Here is an 18219-nt window from a genome sequence, read left to right as displayed (position 1 = left end):
TCTCCAAATTATGGAAAAAAACGATCACAGAAACCATCCCGATAATCATAAGGTATGGGAAGTAAACGAATCCAGCCGTTGCCCGTTTATGGGTGGCGCACTTGATAAAACTGCAGGTAGCGGAACCTCTAACCGCGACTGGTGGCCTAACCAATTAAACCTTTCAATTTTAAGACAGCATTCCAATTTGTCCACTCCTATGGACGAAGATTTTAATTATGCAGAAGAATTTAAAAGTCTGGACCTAAAAGCTGTAAAGAAAGATATTTTTAAGTTAATGGAAGATTCCCAGGAATGGTGGCCGGCAGATTATGGTCATTATGGTCCTTTCTTTATACGTATGGCCTGGCATAGTGCCGGAACCTACCGTATAGGTGATGGTCGCGGCGGTGCCAGTTCTGGTTCACAGCGATTTGCCCCATTAAATAGCTGGCCAGATAATGCTAACCTGGATAAAGCCCGACTTTTACTATGGCCAATTAAAGAAAAATATGGAAGAAAAATTTCCTGGGCAGATCTTATGATCCTTACCGGAAACTGCGCCCTGGAATCTATGGGATTAGAAACCTTTGGATTTGGTGGTGGCCGCGAAGACATTTGGGAACCGGAAGAAGACATCTATTGGGGTTCTGAAGGTGAATGGCTGGGAAATAAAGAAAGATATTCTGAAAATAACGAATTGGAAAGTCCGTTAGGAGCTTCCCACATGGGGCTTATCTACGTAAATCCGGAAGGACCTAACGGAAATCCCGATCCGGTTGCAGCAGCCAAAGATATTCGTGAAACTTTTGGACGCATGGCGATGAACGATTATGAAACAGTTGCACTTATAGCCGGAGGCCACACTTTTGGAAAAACTCACGGTGCCGGAGACGCCGAGCAATATGTTGGTGCAGAACCTGCAGGCAGCGCTATTGAAGAAATGGGATTAGGCTGGAAAAATAGTATGGGAAAAGGAAATGCTGAAGATACCATTACCAGTGGAATAGAAGGAGCCTGGACCAATACCCCTACCAAATGGAGCAACAGCTTCTTTGACAATCTATTTAAATATGACTGGGAATGCATTAAAGGACCGGGTGGCGCTTACCAATGGAAACCAAAAGATAATGTCGGTGCCGGTACAATTCCAGATGCACACGATCCTTCTAAAAGTCACGCTCCCTTTATGCTTACTACCGATTTATCTCTAAAGGAAGATGAGGCATACGAGAAGATTTCCAGAAATTTTTACGAGAATCCTAAAGAATTTGCAGAAGCATTTTCTAAAGCCTGGTATAAATTAACCCACCGTGATATGGGACCACTTTCGCGCTATTTGGGCCCTGAAGTTCCTTCAGAAGAGCTTATTTGGCAAGATCCTGTACCAAAAGTAGATCACGAATTAATTAATGATAAAGACGTAGCTGAACTTAAGAAAAAAATCCTTAATTCAGGTTTAACGGTATCGCAGTTGGTATCTACCGCCTGGGGATCGGCCTCTACTTTTCGAAATTCAGATAAAAGAGGTGGTGCAAATGGTGCTCGTATTAGGCTTGAACCACAAAGACATTGGGAGGTTAACAATCCGCCACAATTGCAACAGGTAATCACCAAGCTCGAAAATATTCAAAAAGAATTTAATGATGCGCAAACCGGAAACAAAAAGGTTTCCCTTGCAGATCTTATTGTACTTGGAGGCTGCGTGGCTATTAAGAAAGCTGCAGCAGATGCCGGTTTTGATATTGGGGTCCCATTTACCCCGGGACGTACAGATGCTACGGCAGAGCAAACCGATGTGGAAGCTTTTGAACCCTTAGAACCTAATGCCGACGGTTTCCGAAATTATGCGAGAAACAGGGATAATATTTCAGCTTCGGCTGAAGAAATGCTTGTAGACAGAGCTCAGCTATTAAGCTTAACCCCACCAGAAATGACTGTTTTAGTTGGAGGTATGCGTGTTTTAAATACAAACTTTGACGGCTCTAAACATGGGGTTTTTACAGATCGTCCAGGGCAGCTAACCAACGATTTCTTTAAGAACATTCTGGATATGCGAACTACCTGGAAAGCAACATCAGATTCTCAAACCGAATTCGAAGGAAGCGACCGTACCAGTAAAAAAGTGAAGTGGACCGGCACAAGAGTAGATCTTATTTTTGGATCAAATTCTGAGCTTCGTGCTTTAGCAGAAGTATACGGGTGTGACGACTCACAGGAGAAGTTTGTAAAAGACTTTGTGAAAGCCTGGGATAAGGTTATGAACTTAGATCGTTTTGATATTTAATAACTAAAAATCAGGTAATAATTTAACCCCATAATTATCAAATTATGGGGTTTATTTTTTTTTGAATTTTTTCAATATTAATTCAGCTCAAATTGCTGTTTGGGTTGACGTAATAGCTTTTCTAAACCTAAAAGACGAAGTACAAAAACACCGATTAAAATGGTTAATGCTATTTTAAAATAGTAGAGTAATGAAGTGATTCCCGAACTGGATTTATAATGTGCCATTAATTGTTGTCCTACTTCCGGTTGAATGCTGGCAATATTATGCAAATCCAGGTTTAAAACTTTAAAATAATCGTTTGCATTTTTATTAATAAGATAACTGGCAGTAGTAAAATCTTCTTCCCTTAAATTTTCAAGAATGGTGTTTTCCAAAACCAGGTATTCTTTATAATGCTTCTGAAAATCTTCAAAGTAAACCTTTTCCCGCTCTACTAAATAGGTTTGACTATAATCTTGTAAAACCTGATCCATTTTTGAATTATACGTCTTAATTTCGTTTAAATTGAAGGCCGCATTATAGTCTCCATTGTGCTTAATATCTTCAAAAAGCATTCTTTTCTCATGGAGAATTTCAGAAAGCTCATAAATTTGGGATGCAGGTAGAAGACGATCCTGATAAAGCGAAGAAAAATCCTGATCTATGCTTTTCAAACTCCTTTTCTCAATAAATTCGGTAATTAACAAGAGCGCAAAAAAAGCACTTAACAATAAAATAAGACGTTTGCGTTTTTTCGGCTTTATGGAATAGAGGTCTTTCATTTCAATAAATTTAGGCATGCAAATATAACTATCAATTTAGTGATTTTAAGCCATTTATATTATGATTATGCTCATAAAAAAAGCCTTAATTGAAAAATTAACAATTAAGGCTCTATATTCACTTTTTACTTTTCGGTTAGAAATAACATCCTCCACCTCGTCTTCGCCCGGTATTAGATTCGCTATCGCCTATTTTAAAACTAAGGCTAAGTAGAAATTGATTTAACCTGGTATCTGTAAATTCTGCCCGGTTTACACCGTAATCCCCATTATTAATATCAATGGTCTGAGTTTCTGCTGAAGCTAAACTTCTATCATAGCGTAAATCAATTTCAAACCTTCCAAATCCAACTTTAATTCCGGCCTGAGCTGCGAGTGGAGTATTCTGTACTACAATCGTTTGATTAATAGGTTCTGTACCTTCTAAACTGGAATTCATTATATTCTGGTATGCAGGTCCGGCATAAACATCTACAGGTCCCCATATATTATAACCAAATAATAATGGAATACTTAATTTTTCTACAGCATAGGTAGAATTCTGATTTGGAAAGGGAAATACAGTTTCCATAGAATTGTAAATTACTTCAGGACGAACGAAGAATTTCTCGAAATTCAATTCAAAAAATATACCGGCGTGAAAACCAAACTGCGATTCAGCATTAAAGGTATCTGAGTTAAATCCTTCCCCAGAATCAAGTCCGGTTAATTCGCCTCCCATCACATAATTACCACCACCTTTTATCCCAAAACTATACTTCTGGGCCTGAATAAAAGACACGCAAAAAATGCTAATAATAATCAGTAGAAAATATCTGTTCATAAAAATAGATTTATAGGTCTGTTCTTCGCGGGTAAATATATCAATTATCTAAAATAATAATAGAGTTCCCGGTTTCTTTTTAACGCATAAAAATTCAATTGCGTATATATCCTCCATATAAATATAATAAGACCCGATTTAAAGAAACTTTAAATACCTAAATAATCAACATAAAAAAAACGTCCGGCTAGGGACGTTTTTTTAACTAATCAAACTAATTATCTAAATTACGCAATCTCAATCATTCGTTTAGCCTGTACTTTAGCTTCTTCCCGCTTTGGCAGTTCTATAATAAGAACCCCATCTTTATAAGAAGCAGAAATTTTCTCACTGTCTACTGAATCTGGTAAACTAAAAGCTCTTTTAAAGGTACTATAGCTAAATTCCTTCCTGGTGTACCTTCCATTTTTTTCTGAAGTTTCATTTTCTTTTTTCTCTTCAGAAGAAATGGTTAATACATCGTTGTCTAGCTCAATATTAAAATCTTCTTTAGTTTTACCCGGTGCAGCAACTTCAACGCTAAAGTTGTCTTCGGTTTCCTGAATGTTTACAGCAGGAATACTGGTTCCTATACTGTTAACATTTGTAGTTCCTCCTAACCAATCGGTTTTAAACATATCGTCAAAAACCGATGGCAGCCAATTGGCCTCATTTCTTTTAATTAAACTCATAGCTTTTATGTTTTTGTTAGACTTTATTTTTTATTATTTCTGATAAATTATTAGCAATTTAAATTCCAATCTTAATTTTATGCCTTTTTGGCATTTTTATTCATAATTAAACAGACAATTTGTCAATTAAATTAAAGAAGCTTATTTCTATTGACTTTTGAGTAACTTTCCAATAAAATTAAATGAAGTATTTTTTCAATCGCATTTATATTCTCCTTTCCAACCTGCAAAGTAAAATTGCTTTTTATCCCAGTGTTTTTGCAATTTTTGGTTTCCTAATAGCTTTCGCGCTTATTTATATTGAAAATCAGGGTGTATCCAGGTATCTTTTAGATCATATCCCAATGCTGGTGGTAGATAATGGCAACACCGCACTTAGCATATTAACCGCCTGCATTACCGGCCTTATTTCTATGATGGTTTTTAGCTTTTCTATGGTGATGGTACTATTAAATCAGGCGGCGAGTAATTATTCTCCCCGGTTGCTTCCCGGACTTATTTCTGATAAAAATCATCAGGTTATTTTAGGAATCTACCTGGCCACTATACTCTACTGTATTTTCGTGGCGGTTTCTATCCAGCCCGAAGGAGACTCTTATCAAACCCCAGGTTTTTCGGTATTAGTCGGAATTATTTTTACCGTGATTTGTATTGGTGCCTTTATTTATTTTATTCATAATATTTCGCAAAGCATACAGATTAACAATATCCTGGATCGCATTTTTAGACAGGCAAAAACACGTTTAAATTTTCTGCTAAAAACTGAAGAAAACGAAGATCAGGAATTCCCTGACACGAAAGAATGGTACGAGTACCATTCTGAAAAAAGTGGGTATTTTCAGAATTTATCTTCGGATAATTTATTAGATATCTGTAACGAAAAAGACACCCAGTTTGAAATTCTTCTTGTAAAAGGAATTTTTATTTTAAAGGGAATTCCGCTTTTAAAATCAAAAGAAAAATTAGACGACGAAACATTAAAAAAAGTACTTGCTAATTTTAACCTTGCCCGCGGGGAGTTAGTAAACACCAATTATGTACTCGCATTTAAACAAATTACCGAGGTTATTGTAAAAGCCATGTCTCCCGGAATTAACGATCCCGGAACCGCCCTTAACGCGCTGGATTATTTAGCCGAACTTTTGGCTTTACGAATGCAAAAACAAGATAGGCAATTTTTAAAGGCAGATAAAAAAGTTTTAATCAAGATGAGAAGTGTAGATTTTGAAGAACTTTTATACCAGGTTTTAGCGCCTATAAGAGCATATTGCAAACACGATATAATTATTATTCAAAAACTGGGCATGCTTTTTTATTATCTGAAATCTCAAAAAGCAGTTAACGCAAAATATTATGAAGTATTAGATATTGAAGCTAAAAACCTGTTTGGCGATGCAAAGTCTGTAATTAAGAATGAGGCGGATCTCAAAAAAATAAACGCAATTGAAAAACAATTAAACCTGAAAAGTTAAAAGCAAAACTCAGGAAAAAGCTAAATTTGCGCTATGGGATTAACAAACAACGATATTTTTAAAAAATTAAGAGTCGCTCATAAATTACGAGACGACGATATTGTAAAAATTTGCGCTTTGGTAGATTTTAAAGTAACTAAAAGTGAATTAGGTGCAATATTTAGAGCCGAAGACCATCCAAAATACGTAGAGTGCGGCGATCAATTTCTTCGGAATTTCCTAAACGGACTCATAATCCACCTTCGCGGCCCTATGCCACCTAAGAAAGAAAAGAAACCAGAGAAAGAATAGCATAAAAAACCTCACAGGTTTTTAAATCTGTGAGGTTTTTTAGCTTACGTCAACCTGTCTCGAAGCTTCGGGACAGGTTGACGTTTTTTTCTGCGAGATTAAAAAAATTATCTCACCAACTTCTTATACTTAATACGTTTAGGCATAATATCTCCACCCAAACGTTTTTTCTTGTTCTCTTCGTAATCAGAGAAGCTTCCTTCAAAGAAATAGACTTGAGAATCTCCTTCAAAAGCCAGGATATGTGTACAAATTCTGTCCAGGAACCAACGGTCGTGGGAAATAACTACTGCGCAACCGGCAAAATTCTCTAAACCTTCTTCCAGCGCTCGCAGCGTATTTACATCTAAATCATTAGTAGGCTCATCGAGTAGTAGAACGTTTCCTTCCTCTTTTAACGTCATCGCCAAATGAAGTCGGTTTCTTTCTCCACCAGAAAGCATATTTACTTTCTTATTTTGTTCACTTCCGCTAAAGTTAAATCGGCTTAGATAAGCTCTTGAATTTACTTGGCGACCGCCCATCATAACCAACTCCTGCTCATCGCTAAAGTTCTGCCAAATAGTTTTTTCGGGATCAATATTAGAATGCGCCTGGTCTACATAAGCTATCTTTGCGGTTTCACCAACTTCAAAACTTCCTTTATCAGGCTCTTCTTCGCCCATAATCATTTTAAAAATCGTGGTTTTACCAGCACCGTTGGGTCCAATTACCCCAACAATTCCAGCCTGCGGAAGTTTAAAATTTAAATCTTCATAAAGCAATTTATCCCCAAAAGCTTTACTCACTCCATTGGCTTCAATCACATTGGTTCCCAACCTTGGACCGTTAGGAATATAAATTTCCAGCTGCTCATCCATTTGCTTTTGATCCTGGCTCAACAACTTATCATAATTATTTAAACGCGCTTTTTGCTTGGCCTGACGTCCTTTCGGATTCATTTTAGACCATTCCAATTCTCGTTCTAAGGTTTTTTGACGCTTACTGGCTTGTTTTTGTTCCTGCGCCATACGTTTAGACTTCTGGTCTAACCAGGAAGAATAATTTCCCTTCCATGGGATACCTTCGCCCCTGTCCAGTTCTAAAATCCAACCGGCTACGTTATCAAGGAAATAACGGTCGTGAGTTACAGCGATAACGGTCCCTTTATACTGGGCCAAATGATGCTCTAACCAATGTACAGATTCAGCATCTAAGTGGTTAGTTGGCTCATCCAGGAGTAAAATATCTGGCTCCTGAAGCAAGAGTCTACAAAGCGCCACACGCCTTCTTTCCCCTCCTGAAAGCACCGAAATCTTTTTATCGGCTTCAGGAGTTCTTAAAGCGTCCATTGCAATTTCCAGTTTTGTATCGAGTTCCCAGGCGTTAGAAGAATCAATTTTATCCTGAAGCGCAGCCTGCTTATCCATAAGCTTCTGCATCTTATCGGCATCTTCATAAACCTCGGGCAATCCAAACTGGTCGTTAATTTTATTGTACTCATCAAGAATGGCCACCGTTTCGGCGACTCCTTCTTTTACCACTTCCAGTACGGTTTTATCTTCATCTACCTTTGGTTCCTGCTCAAGGTAACCAACGGAATAGCCAGGAGAGAAAACCACATCGCCCTGGTAATTTTTATCTTCGCCGGCGATGATTCTAAGTAAAGTAGATTTACCCGAACCATTTAAACCAAGAATCCCAATTTTTGCACCGTAGAAAAAACTAAGGTATATATTTTTCAAAACCGGGGTATTCGCATTTTTATAAGTCTTGGTAACCCCAGACATTGAAAAGATCACTTTTTTATCGTCTGCCATAATGAATTTTTTAAGCTATTTTAAGATTTGCAAATATCTGAAATTAAAGTCAGAATTCGGTTTGATTATTTATAAAGGCCAAGTAAGCGCAAGATGATTAACATTTGCCCGGTGTGATAGGCCGTATGTTCTATAACCAGCATAACTTCCCGCAGTAAGCTATGATTGTCAGAGTTTTTAACCGGAAGATTTAAATCAATGTCAGCATCTAAAATAAAATTTTTAAAACGCTCCCTATCTTCAAAATAATCTTTCTTTAATTTTCCCCAGTCTTCTTTACTTGGGGGAGCCGATTCGTTCGGCCAATAGTCGTCGGGCCATTTTGAGGTTTTATAAGCTTCAGAAGTAGTATATTCCAAAATATCCTTTTGAGCATAAGAGATATGATAGAAAAGCTCGTAAAAGGAATAGGGTAAATTACAAGGCTTTTCTCCTAATTTTTCAAAAGGAATTTTATCGATAAAGTCTTCTAAAGCCATAAAAGCTTCACCTCCTTCTAAATGCTTAATTAATTGTTTTTTACTTGCGGAATCTGACATATAATTGACTTAAATTCTACCTTTTAATGCGTTAAACGCCCAGGAAATGGCAAAAAATCCAATTCCCGTGACCGAGAAACCAATGGCGTAATCTCGATATTTAAGCACACCCAATAAAATAATAGCGGCACCAATAATGAACAAAGCAAAAGATGCCCAGGCGAAAATGGTATTCTTATTCATTCCCATATTAAAGATTTTATACAAATATCGGCTATTTTACATTCCCAAACCACAACTAGAATTCACGCTATTTTGTATTTTAGCCAAAAGACGGCTGCAAATTTAAAATTTACTGAAATTTTGATAATATATCTACCTATTTAGAAGATATTTCTAATTTCAGGAATAAAAAATCATAATATATGAATATGAAATTCAATAAAAATGAAGACCATAACAAACTCCTGGTTTCTTCATTAAATCATAAACTTAAACGCGTAAAGCTCGGTGGTGGTGAAAAGCGCATTGAAAAACACCACGCCAAAGGAAAAATGACCGCCCGCGAACGTATTGATTTTCTATTAGACGATAAATCCAATGCTATTGAAATTGGGGCATTTGCTGGCGAAGGAATGTACGAGGAGCACGGGGGCTGCCCTTCGGGAGGTGTTGTTGTTAAGATAGGTTATGTTTCAGGGAAACAATGTATTGTTGTTGCCAATGATGCTACGGTAAAAGCAGGAGCATGGTTTCCTATAACCGGAAAGAAAAACTTAAGAGCGCAGGAAATAGCGATTGAAAACAGGTTGCCAATTATTTATCTTGTAGATAGCGCCGGAGTTTATTTACCAATGCAGGATGAAATTTTTCCGGACAAGGAACACTTCGGAAGAATCTTTAGGAATAATGCGGTAATGAGCAGTATGGGAATTACTCAAATTGCAGCGGTGATGGGAAGCTGTGTAGCCGGTGGCGCATATTTGCCTATTATGAGTGATGAAGCACTTATCGTCGAAAAAACCGGAAGTATTTTCCTCGCGGGAAGTTACCTGGTAAAAGCTGCAATTGGAGAATCTATAGATAATGAAACTCTTGGTGGTGCCACTACACATTCTGAAATTAGCGGGGTGACCGATTATAAAGCGAAAGATGATAAAGACGCGCTCACCCGCATTAAAAATATTATGGATAAAATGGGCGACTTCGATAAAGCCGGATTTAGCCATAAAAAACCCGTTAAACCAAAAGAAAAACAGGAAGATATTTACGGAATTCTACCTAAAAAACGAAGCGATCAATATGATGTTAGGGAAATAATTTCCCGTCTCGTAGATGGATCGGAATTTGAAGAATATAAAGAAGGTTACGGGCAAACCATTATTACCGGCTACGCCAGGATAGATGGCTGGGCCGTGGGTATTGTTGCTAATCAGCGTAAAATTGTAAAAACTACGGCATCAAAAACGAAACCTACAGAAATGCAATTTGGCGGTGTGATCTATTCAGATTCAGCCGATAAAGCAACTCGTTTTATTGCAAATTGCAACCAGAAAAAAATTCCGTTGGTTTTCCTTCAGGATGTTACCGGATTTATGGTAGGCAGCAAAAGTGAACACGGCGGCATTATTAAAGACGGCGCTAAAATGGTGAGCGCAGTTAGTAATTCTGTAGTGCCTAAATTCACCATTATCATGGGGAATTCTTATGGTGCAGGAAATTACGCCATGTGCGGAAAAGCTTACGACCCTAGACTTATCGCAGCCTGGCCTAGTGCCGAGCTTGCAGTAATGGGAGGAACACAAGCAGCAAAAGTTTTAGCGCAAATTGAAACGGCTGCAATGGAGAAAAAAGGCGAAAAGGTTGATGAAGAAAAAGAAAAAGAAGTTTTTGAGGCGATAAAATCACGTTATGATGAACAAACTTCGCCTTATTACGCTGCTGCACGTCTATGGACAGACGCCGTAATAGATCCTTTAGATACCAGGAAATGGATCTCTATGGGAATTGAAGCCGCCAACCACGCGCCTATTGAAAAAGATTTTAATTTAGGAGTGATTCAAACATAATTTCAGAAATAAATATGAAAAACTTAATTTTAATGCTGGCCGTTTTCATTGCCGCATCTAATACTTCCTGCGCCCAGGTTTTAAGCAACAAAGAAGGTAACTATACTGAAGCCGATTCACTTAGAGGATCGTTAAGACCTGAACGTGCTTTCGATGTTCAGAAGTATCATTTAAAGCTTAAAGTTGAACCCGAAAAGCAGTTTATTTCAGGTTCAAATACTATTAGTTTTATTGCTGAAGATGATCTTTCTACCATTCAAATAGATCTTTTTGAAAATATGAAAGTGGATTCTATTCTTCAGAATGACGAAGTTTTAGTTTTTGAGCGTAAACACAATGCGGTTTTTATCGATTTGGAAGAAACGCTAAAAGCCAAGGAAAAAGGAGAGATTCAATTTTATTATTCCGGAAAACCTATCGCAGCAAAAAATGCGCCATGGGATGGTGGTTTTGTGTGGGATAAAGATGATAATGGAGATCATTGGATAGGAGTTGCCGTGCAAGGCACCGGGGCCAGCCTTTGGTATCCAAATAAAGACCATCAAAGCGATGAGCCTGAAGAAGTTCAGTTAGATATCGCAGTTCCTAATGGGTTAATGAATGTATCTAATGGGCAATTCTTAGGAGAAAAAGATTTAGGCGACGGCTTTACCGAGTGGAGCTGGAAAACTGTGAACCCGATCAATAATTATAATGTAATGATCAATATCGCGAATTATAAACATTTCTCTGATTCCTACGGGGATCTAGATCTTGATTATTATGTTTTGCCTTACAACCTGGAAAAAGCTAAAGAGCAATTCAAAGAAGTTAAACCGATGATGGATTGCTTTTATGAAAAGTTTGGCGAGTATCCTTTTGTTGAAGATGGATTCAAACTAATTGAAACTCCTTACCTGGGGATGGAACACCAAAGTGCAGTAGCCTATGGAAATGAATACAAAATGGGTTATTTAGGCAACGACCTCTCCGGGACAGGGATTGGTTTGAAATGGGATTACATCATTATCCACGAATCGGGTCACGAATGGTATGGCAACAGTATTACCGCGAAAGATATTGCCGATATGTGGATTCACGAAGGTTTTACTTCATATACCGAAGCTGTTTATGTGGAGTGCCGCTGGGGAAAAGAAGAAGCCCTCGAATATCTAAAAGGCACGCGCCGCGGACTCGGGAATAACGCAACAATTATTGGTGATTATGGTGTGAATAGCGAAGGCTCTGGAGATATGTATTTTAAAGGTGCCAATCTATTGAATACCATTCGCAGCATTTATGATAACGATGAATTATGGTGGAAAACACTAAAAAATTATACCGAAACCTACAAACATCAGATCATAGATACCGAAACTACAGAGAACTTCTTTAATAAGGAAACTGAAGTAGATTTACAACCTATTTTTGATCAATATTTAAGGCATTCTGATTTGCCTAAACTTGAATTTAGAAAAAAAGAAGGTGAAACCCAGGCAAGATGGATAGCCGATGTTGAAGATTTTAAAATGCCGGTAGATATTTTGGTTGATGGAAATGAAATTAGAATTTATCCTACAAACGAGTGGCAGAATTTAAAACACAATATTGCGCTGGATAAAATAAAAGTTAACGAACTGGAATTTTATATAACTTCTGTTTATATAAAATAAATAAGAAAATTAGTTTATTCAACAACCTGCAGATTATTTAATTCTGCAGGTTTTTTTATACATATATGGAATTAATTTACCTTGCTTTTAAAGGTATTTTCTCTATGAATTTTACCCGTATGGGTTTCTTCAAATTTTTCTATAAAATAGATTTTTTTAGGCCGCTCGTATTTTTCCAGACTTTTTAATTCATTAATTTCTCTTTCTAGTTTTTGCAGAAAATCTTCTGAAAATTCATTTTCAACAAAAAGTACCAGTTTTTCACCTAAAGAATCATCTGGCATTGCCGTTACAAATAACCGCTGATCTATAATTTTGGAAAGCTTCTTTTCAATTTGTTCTGGATGAAGTTTTATTCCGCCAGAATTGATCACATTATCTATTCTCCCTTTCCAAATAAATTTCTTGTAGGTAAGAATCTCCACCACATCATTAGTGGTAATTATTTCATCTGAAAGTTTAGGAGCTTTAATCACTAAACATCCCCTATCATCTTGCGAAATATTAATATTCGGCAAAACTTTAAAAGGACGGGATTTTTTCCTGTTTTTTGATGGATTTAGCCTTTTTGCGGCAATATGGGTAACGGTTTCCGTCATTCCATAAGTTTCATAAACCTTGGTGCTAACTTCTTTTACCATTTTTTGAAGCCTGGGCGAAACCGCACCACCGCCAACAATAAGTTTCTTTATAAGATGCAAGCGCCCAACCGAGTTATCCAGCTGAAACGGTGTCATTGCACAAAAATCGTAACGTTTAAAAACCTGGTCTAAAGGATTTGAGGAAGGTGGCACCATATCTAATTGCCAGCCCAAAACCATAGCCCGAACCAGCATCATTTTCCCGGCAATATAGGTAGCGGGCAAACATAGTAAAGCAGTAGTTTTCTCGGGGAGATCAAAGAAACGGGAAGTTGCAATGGCAGAGTTGATCATCTGCTCTTTTTTAATCCTTATAGTTTTTGGTTTCCCGGTAGAACCCGAAGTTTTTACCTCAACATATTTTGAAGGTTTTATCCAGTCTAATAAAAAGCTTCCTATTTTCTCTTCAAAAGCTTCCCCTTCTTTTATAAAGCTATAGGCCACTAAATGCAGTTCGGCATTGGTATAATGACGTTTATTAAGCCTAAAATCGGGATGAGTTTCCGGTACTTTGTATTTATCTGCCATATTTAAAACCAAATATGTTACAATTCTCCATATTGAAAGTTAGCAAATTGTAATGATAAATTTAACTTTCTTCTGAAAGTTTTAAGGTTTCGGGTTTTTCTACTTTTCCGAAAAGTTTATTTTTCCAATTGCTCCAGCCATATTTTTTAGCCATAATGAAAAGAAAAAGGGGATAAATTATAAATACTGGAATGGCCACATCCCAAAAACCTGCTATAGGTGCAGAAACGTCCTTAAATATAGATTCGGTTTGGAAAGCAGTCCAGTCGGCAGTAACCAGTAGCGCTGCTACCAAATTATTGGCGGCGTGGAAGCCCAGTGCCAGTTCAAGACCTTCATCCATTAGCGTCATAATTCCCAACATAAATCCTGTGCCAATGTAGTGTATCATAATGATATCTCCCAGCTGGCCTACCTCTGGATTAAAATAATGCAGTCCACCAAAAATAATAGAGGTTAGAAATAATGGAACCCAGCGATTTTTAGCAAACACACCCAATCCCTGCATTAAATACCCCCGAAACATATATTCCTCAAAACTGGTTTGCAATGGAATAAATATAACCGCAATTCCTACCAGAATAAGAAATGAGGTGGGTTCAAAATTTAACTGATAATCTTCAGGATAAAAGAAATAATATGCCAGGGTGGTTAAGATAGTAAAGATAGCTACCAGGGTAAAAGCAAAGAAAAACCGGTTCCAATCTACTTTTTTTCGTGTAGTGGTTAAGGTTTTTAATGGCTGCGAATGCAGGTATTTTGCATTGAATAAAACCGCCACCAATCCGGCTGCAAAAGGTAATAATAAGAAAAACAACGTTAGATTAGAATCAAAGACTTTTAAAACTGCTGTTTCGTCCATAGCGGCATCAAACCCACCTTCCAAAAAAAGAGCTATCAGAAACGGGATTTGGGCCATAAAAACCGCAATCATAATTATAACTACCCCAATAATGTATCTCCATAATTCATGATGATACCGAAACGCCTGCGCTATATACATTTACTAAAAATTAAATTCCCAGCTTTTAGCCGGATTATATTGAATATTTCCTTTTTCTACCTCTAAAGGGCTTTGAATATTATTGGTATACAAACTTCCGGTGCCAAGTCCCTGGGGCATTTTATTGTTTTTTGTATAAGTAAATTGGGAAATTGCATTTAGCCCTACATTACTTTCTAAAGCACTGGTGATCCACCAGCCAATATTGTTTTCTTCGGCTAAATCTATCCATTCTTGTGTGCCTTTAAAACCACCGATTAAACTGGGTTTTAAAATTATATACTGCGGCTTTATTGTATGTAACAATTCTTTCTTCTTTGTTACATTAAAAACGCCAATCAATTCTTCGTCTAAAGCAATTGGCAGCGGAGTTTCCAGGCATAAACCTGCCATTTCCTTCAGCTGTCCCTGTTTTATAGGTTGCTCTATGCTATGTAGTTGAAATTCACTTAAACGCTTCAGTTTTTCCAGGGCTTCTTCAGGTTTAAAAGCTCCATTTGCATCTACGCGTAATTCTATTTCTTCGGAAGAAAATTCAGAGCGAATATATTTTAAAAGCTCCAGTTCGGTTTCAAAATCTATCGCGCCAATTTTCATTTTAATACAATCAAATCCCGTTTCAATTTTCTCCTGAATCTGGGATTTCATAAATGATTTCTCCCCCATCCATATTAATCCGTTAATAGGAATTGAAGCTTTTCTTTTTGTAAATTCTGAAGGGAATATTTCAAATGGATTTTCAGCTTTTAAAGATCTAAAAGCCATTTCTACTCCTATTTGAATGCTGGGGAATTCTTCTAACTCTTCCCAAAGCATCGTTTCGCCCAAACTAATATTGTTGCAAACCCACTGCAATTTTTCTTCGTAATCTGGCCTATCGTCTACACTCAGACTTCTAAGAATACCGCATTCACCAAAACCAATTTTATCGCCTTCGGTAATTTTTAAAAACCAGGTTTCTTTAGTAGTAAGAACGCCCCGCGAAGTTCCGCTGGGGCGCTTAAATTTTAAGATATACTTTTTATAATCTGCCTGCATATATTTTTATTGCGGAAAAAGTTGAAATTAAAGTTCCAGGCTCTCTCCTATTTCAAGAAGCATAAGGTCTTTACCTTCATCAAAGAATTTTCTTTTTGCTTCTTCGTGGTCTATTTCAATATAACCAAAAGTATCATAATGGCAACCCAAAACTTTGTCACATTCTACAAAATCACTGGCTACTATGGCATCTTCTACACCCATTGTAAAATTATCACCAATTGGGAGAATTGCAAGATCTAGAGTAGTGCGCTGCGGAATCAATTTCATATCCATAGTAAGAGCAGTATCGCCGGCAATATAAATATTTTTGTGTTCTCCTTCAATTACGAATCCACCGGGTTGACCGCCGTATTTTCCATCGGGAAAAGAGCTGGTATGAATTGCATTTACGTATTTTACTTTTCCGAATTCAAAATCCCAGCTTCCGCCGTGATTCATTGGGTGAACTTCAATCCCTTTTTCTTCGTAATGATTTGCGATCTCAAAATTACTCACAATTACAGCGCCAGTGTTTTGGGCAATTTCTTCAGCATCTAAGGTATGATCCTGGTGTGCGTGAGTCAGCAAAATATAATCGGCTTTAATATCTTTAATATTGATTTTATCTTTGGCCAGTTCATTCCCGGTAATGAACGGATCTACCAAAACATTGATATCTGCTATTTTAATTCCGAAGCAACTTTGTCCGTAATACGTGATTTTCATAATGTAATTTTTATGTTCGCCCTAATTTAAGGATTCGCTGAAAAAGGTTAGAAACGCCCAAATATATAATTTTGTTAAACTTCTTACCATATCTGGCCTAAACCAAAAAGTACAGCGGTGGCAAAGGTAGAAAGGGCTAAAATTTTAAGTTCAGGATCTAGTAAAGTAGCATTTTCATTTTCTACCACTCTTTTAAGATGCATTATTAAAGGAATAAAAGCCGGCAGATAAAAAAAATCGTTTACACTTTCCAGGGTAAGTACGGTGAATAAAACCAAACAAAGTATGGCTCCCAGAATAAGTGCATAATGATAGTTTTTGGCATTTTTAGCGCCGAGTTTCACTACAAGAGTATTCTTTCCCGCTTTTTCATCAGAAATTCTATCTCTCATATTATTGAGATTTAAAACCCCCATACTTAAAAAACCGATACTGAATGACGGAAGCATCACTAACCAGTTCCATTGATGTGCATATAAAAAATAAGAACCGTAAACGGCAACCAAACCAAAGAAAATAAACACAAAAACATCTCCCAGCCCACGATAACCGTAAGCCGATTTACCAACTGTATATTTTATGGCTGCAGCAATTGCCCCAACTCCCAGTAGGAAAAAAAATAAAGCATAACCTAAATTTTCTTTCCCGAAAGCAGCATAAATAAGTAAAACAGCAAATAATAAGGTAACAATTGCAGTGATTACAATTCCCTGAAACATTTCCTTTTGAGAAATAAGTCCGCTTTGTATGGCCCGTTGCGGGCCTACCCTATCTTCATTATCGGTTCCTTTTACCCCATCTCCATAATCGTTGGCAAAATTTGAAAGCACCTGTAAGCCTAAAGTGGTGGCTAGTGCAAGACTAAAAATAGTAATACTAAAAACACCTTCGTTAACCGCAATGGTGGTTCCAACAATAATCCCTGAAACCGATAATGGTAAAGTTCTTAACCTGGCAGCGCTAATCCATGAATTTATTTTACCCATTTTAGTTTAAGATCTTAACCATTAATTCTTTAAGTAAATCGCCATGAGAAATATTCACCGCGCCCACGCCTTTTCCTTTTACGTCACTTTCGTGCAGCAAGCCAATAACCTGACTCACTTTTTTCATCGGGTAATTTTTTGCTGCGGCTATATAATCCCCAACAAAATAAGGATGCACTTTAAGCTGTTTGGCCACGTTAGCCTTAGATTTATCGGGCAGCCCATGATATTGCATAATTTGTGAGAAATAAGAAAATAAAAGCGAAATAGTCACCACCATTGGGTTGTCTTTCGGGTTTTGGGCAAAGTAATTTACAATGCGGTGCGCCTTTAAAGAATCTCGCATTCCAATGGCTTTCCGCAGTTCAAAATTGTTAAAGTCTTTACTTATTCCTATATTTTGCTCAATAAGCTCGGGAGTGATTTGAGTTCCTTCAGGCGTAATTAATTGAAGTTTATTCAATTCGTTATCAATTTTTCCTAGATCAATTCCTAAAAATTCTACCAACATCTGTGCTGCTTTTGGAGAAATGGTATAGTTTCTTGCCTTCAGGGTTTTCATGATCCAGTCGGCCACCTGGTTTTCATAAAGGCGTTTACTTTCAAATAGAATCCCGTTTTTCTTTAAAACTTTAGAAAGCTTCTTCCTTTTATCAAGGCTTTTATATTTGTAGCAAAAAACCAAAGTGGTGGTAGGCTGCGGATTTTCGGCATAATCTACCAGTTTCTCTATGCTTCTGGAAAGATCTTGTGCTTCTTTAACAATAATCACCTGTCTTTCAGCCATCATAGGGTAGCGCTTGGCATTGCTCACAATTTCATCTATATTGGTATCGCGACCATACATAATGATTTGGTTAAAACCTTTTTCTTCTTCTGCCAGTAAATTTTGCGCTATAAAATCTGAGATCCTGTCTATATAATAAGGTTCTTCGCCCATTAAAAAGTAAAGCGGCGATACACTACCTTTTTGAATATTATTTACAATCTCTTTTGCTTCTTCCATTAAGGTGAAGGATTTTTGAATTT

17 protein-coding genes are annotated in these 18219 nt (G+C 37.2%); 5 read left to right on the top strand and 12 right to left on the bottom strand.

Translation table 11 applies throughout. The annotated features are described in order from the left end of the window. Positions 1-10 precede the first annotated feature (10 nt). A complete protein-coding gene (gene katG, locus J0871_RS08240; RefSeq protein WP_208224788.1) occupies positions 11-2266 on the top strand; it encodes a catalase/peroxidase HPI in 2256 nt (751 codons plus the stop codon). A gap of 77 nt (positions 2267-2343) precedes the next feature. Here katG and J0871_RS08235 read toward each other — a convergent pair whose 3' ends face one another. The 3 genes from J0871_RS08235 to J0871_RS08225 form a co-directional block, all read right to left on the bottom strand. Further along, on the bottom strand, positions 2344-3030 hold the full coding sequence (locus J0871_RS08235) for an MCP four helix bundle domain-containing protein (RefSeq protein ID WP_208224786.1): 687 nt from the start codon (positions 3028-3030) through the stop codon (positions 2344-2346). A 136-nt stretch (positions 3031-3166) separates the two neighbouring features. Further along, positions 3167-3853: an outer membrane beta-barrel protein gene (locus J0871_RS08230; protein ID WP_208224784.1), complete on the bottom strand. Its 687-nt coding sequence runs from the start codon at positions 3851-3853 to the stop codon at positions 3167-3169. A gap of 227 nt (positions 3854-4080) precedes the next feature. Beyond that, positions 4081-4524, bottom strand: a complete 444-nt coding sequence (locus tag J0871_RS08225) for an Hsp20/alpha crystallin family protein (RefSeq protein WP_075326062.1) — start codon at positions 4522-4524, stop codon at positions 4081-4083. A gap of 182 nt (positions 4525-4706) precedes the next feature. On the opposite strand from J0871_RS08225, the gene J0871_RS08220 reads away from it, so the two are divergent. Continuing rightward, the gene (locus J0871_RS08220) at positions 4707-5996 is read left to right on the top strand and encodes a DUF2254 domain-containing protein (protein WP_208224782.1); all 1290 of its coding nucleotides are present in this window, start codon (positions 4707-4709) and stop codon (positions 5994-5996) included. 33 nt (positions 5997-6029) lie between these two features. Continuing rightward, a complete protein-coding gene (locus J0871_RS08215; protein ID WP_037319632.1) occupies positions 6030-6287 on the top strand; it encodes a DUF1456 family protein in 258 nt (85 codons plus the stop codon). 107 nt (positions 6288-6394) lie between these two features. Here the strand turns inward: J0871_RS08215 and ettA are convergent, their stop codons facing one another. From ettA to J0871_RS08200, 3 genes are all read right to left on the bottom strand, one after another. Beyond that, positions 6395-8086, bottom strand: coding sequence for an energy-dependent translational throttle protein EttA (gene ettA / locus J0871_RS08210; RefSeq protein ID WP_075326060.1), 1692 nt, complete (start codon positions 8084-8086; stop codon positions 6395-6397). Between the two features lie 65 nt (positions 8087-8151). Continuing rightward, positions 8152-8625 carry a DinB family protein gene (locus tag J0871_RS08205; RefSeq protein ID WP_208224781.1) on the bottom strand — a complete coding sequence of 158 codons (474 nt, stop codon included), beginning with the start codon at positions 8623-8625 and terminating at the stop codon, positions 8152-8154. A 9-nt stretch (positions 8626-8634) separates the two neighbouring features. Continuing rightward, complete coding sequence (locus tag J0871_RS08200) at positions 8635-8814, bottom strand: CAL67264 family membrane protein (protein ID WP_075326058.1); 180 nt, start codon at positions 8812-8814, stop codon at positions 8635-8637. A 176-nt stretch (positions 8815-8990) separates the two neighbouring features. On the opposite strand from J0871_RS08200, the gene J0871_RS08195 reads away from it, so the two are divergent. Together J0871_RS08195 and J0871_RS08190 are read left to right on the top strand one after the other, a co-directional pair. Then, positions 8991-10634 carry a carboxyl transferase domain-containing protein gene (locus J0871_RS08195; protein WP_075326057.1) on the top strand — a complete coding sequence of 548 codons (1644 nt, stop codon included), beginning with the start codon at positions 8991-8993 and terminating at the stop codon, positions 10632-10634. A 14-nt stretch (positions 10635-10648) separates the two neighbouring features. After that, positions 10649-12286: a M1 family metallopeptidase gene (locus tag J0871_RS08190; protein ID WP_208224780.1), complete on the top strand. Its 1638-nt coding sequence runs from the start codon at positions 10649-10651 to the stop codon at positions 12284-12286. Between the two features lie 71 nt (positions 12287-12357). Here J0871_RS08190 and J0871_RS08185 read toward each other — a convergent pair whose 3' ends face one another. The 6 genes from J0871_RS08185 to holA all read right to left on the bottom strand — a co-directional run bounded on the left by J0871_RS08185 (position 12358) and on the right by holA (position 18196). Further along, entirely contained in the window at positions 12358-13455 is a 1098-nt protein-coding gene (locus J0871_RS08185; RefSeq protein WP_208224779.1) for an AMP-binding protein, read from the bottom strand. A gap of 61 nt (positions 13456-13516) precedes the next feature. Then, a complete protein-coding gene (locus J0871_RS08180) occupies positions 13517-14458 on the bottom strand; it encodes a CPBP family intramembrane glutamic endopeptidase (protein ID WP_208224778.1) in 942 nt (313 codons plus the stop codon). A gap of 3 nt (positions 14459-14461) precedes the next feature. Next, positions 14462-15496, bottom strand: a complete 1035-nt coding sequence (locus J0871_RS08175) for an o-succinylbenzoate synthase (protein WP_208224777.1) — start codon at positions 15494-15496, stop codon at positions 14462-14464. A 27-nt stretch (positions 15497-15523) separates the two neighbouring features. Further along, positions 15524-16204, bottom strand: coding sequence for a metal-dependent hydrolase (locus J0871_RS08170; RefSeq protein WP_208224776.1), 681 nt, complete (start codon positions 16202-16204; stop codon positions 15524-15526). Between the two features lie 83 nt (positions 16205-16287). Beyond that, positions 16288-17190 (bottom strand): 1,4-dihydroxy-2-naphthoate octaprenyltransferase, encoded by a 903-nt coding sequence (gene menA / locus J0871_RS08165; RefSeq protein WP_208224774.1) that lies wholly within the window; start codon positions 17188-17190, stop codon positions 16288-16290. A gap of 1 nt (position 17191) precedes the next feature. After that, the gene (holA, locus tag J0871_RS08160) at positions 17192-18196 is read right to left on the bottom strand and encodes a DNA polymerase III subunit delta (RefSeq protein ID WP_208224772.1); all 1005 of its coding nucleotides are present in this window, start codon (positions 18194-18196) and stop codon (positions 17192-17194) included. Between the last annotated feature and the right edge of the window lie 23 nt (positions 18197-18219).

The sequence above is a fragment of the Salegentibacter sp. BDJ18 genome, from assembly GCF_017579965.1.
GTDB lineage: Bacteria > Bacteroidota > Bacteroidia > Flavobacteriales > Flavobacteriaceae > Salegentibacter.
The sequence above is the reverse complement of the archived record's forward strand: the minus strand, read 5'-3'. Positions and strand labels throughout refer to the sequence as shown.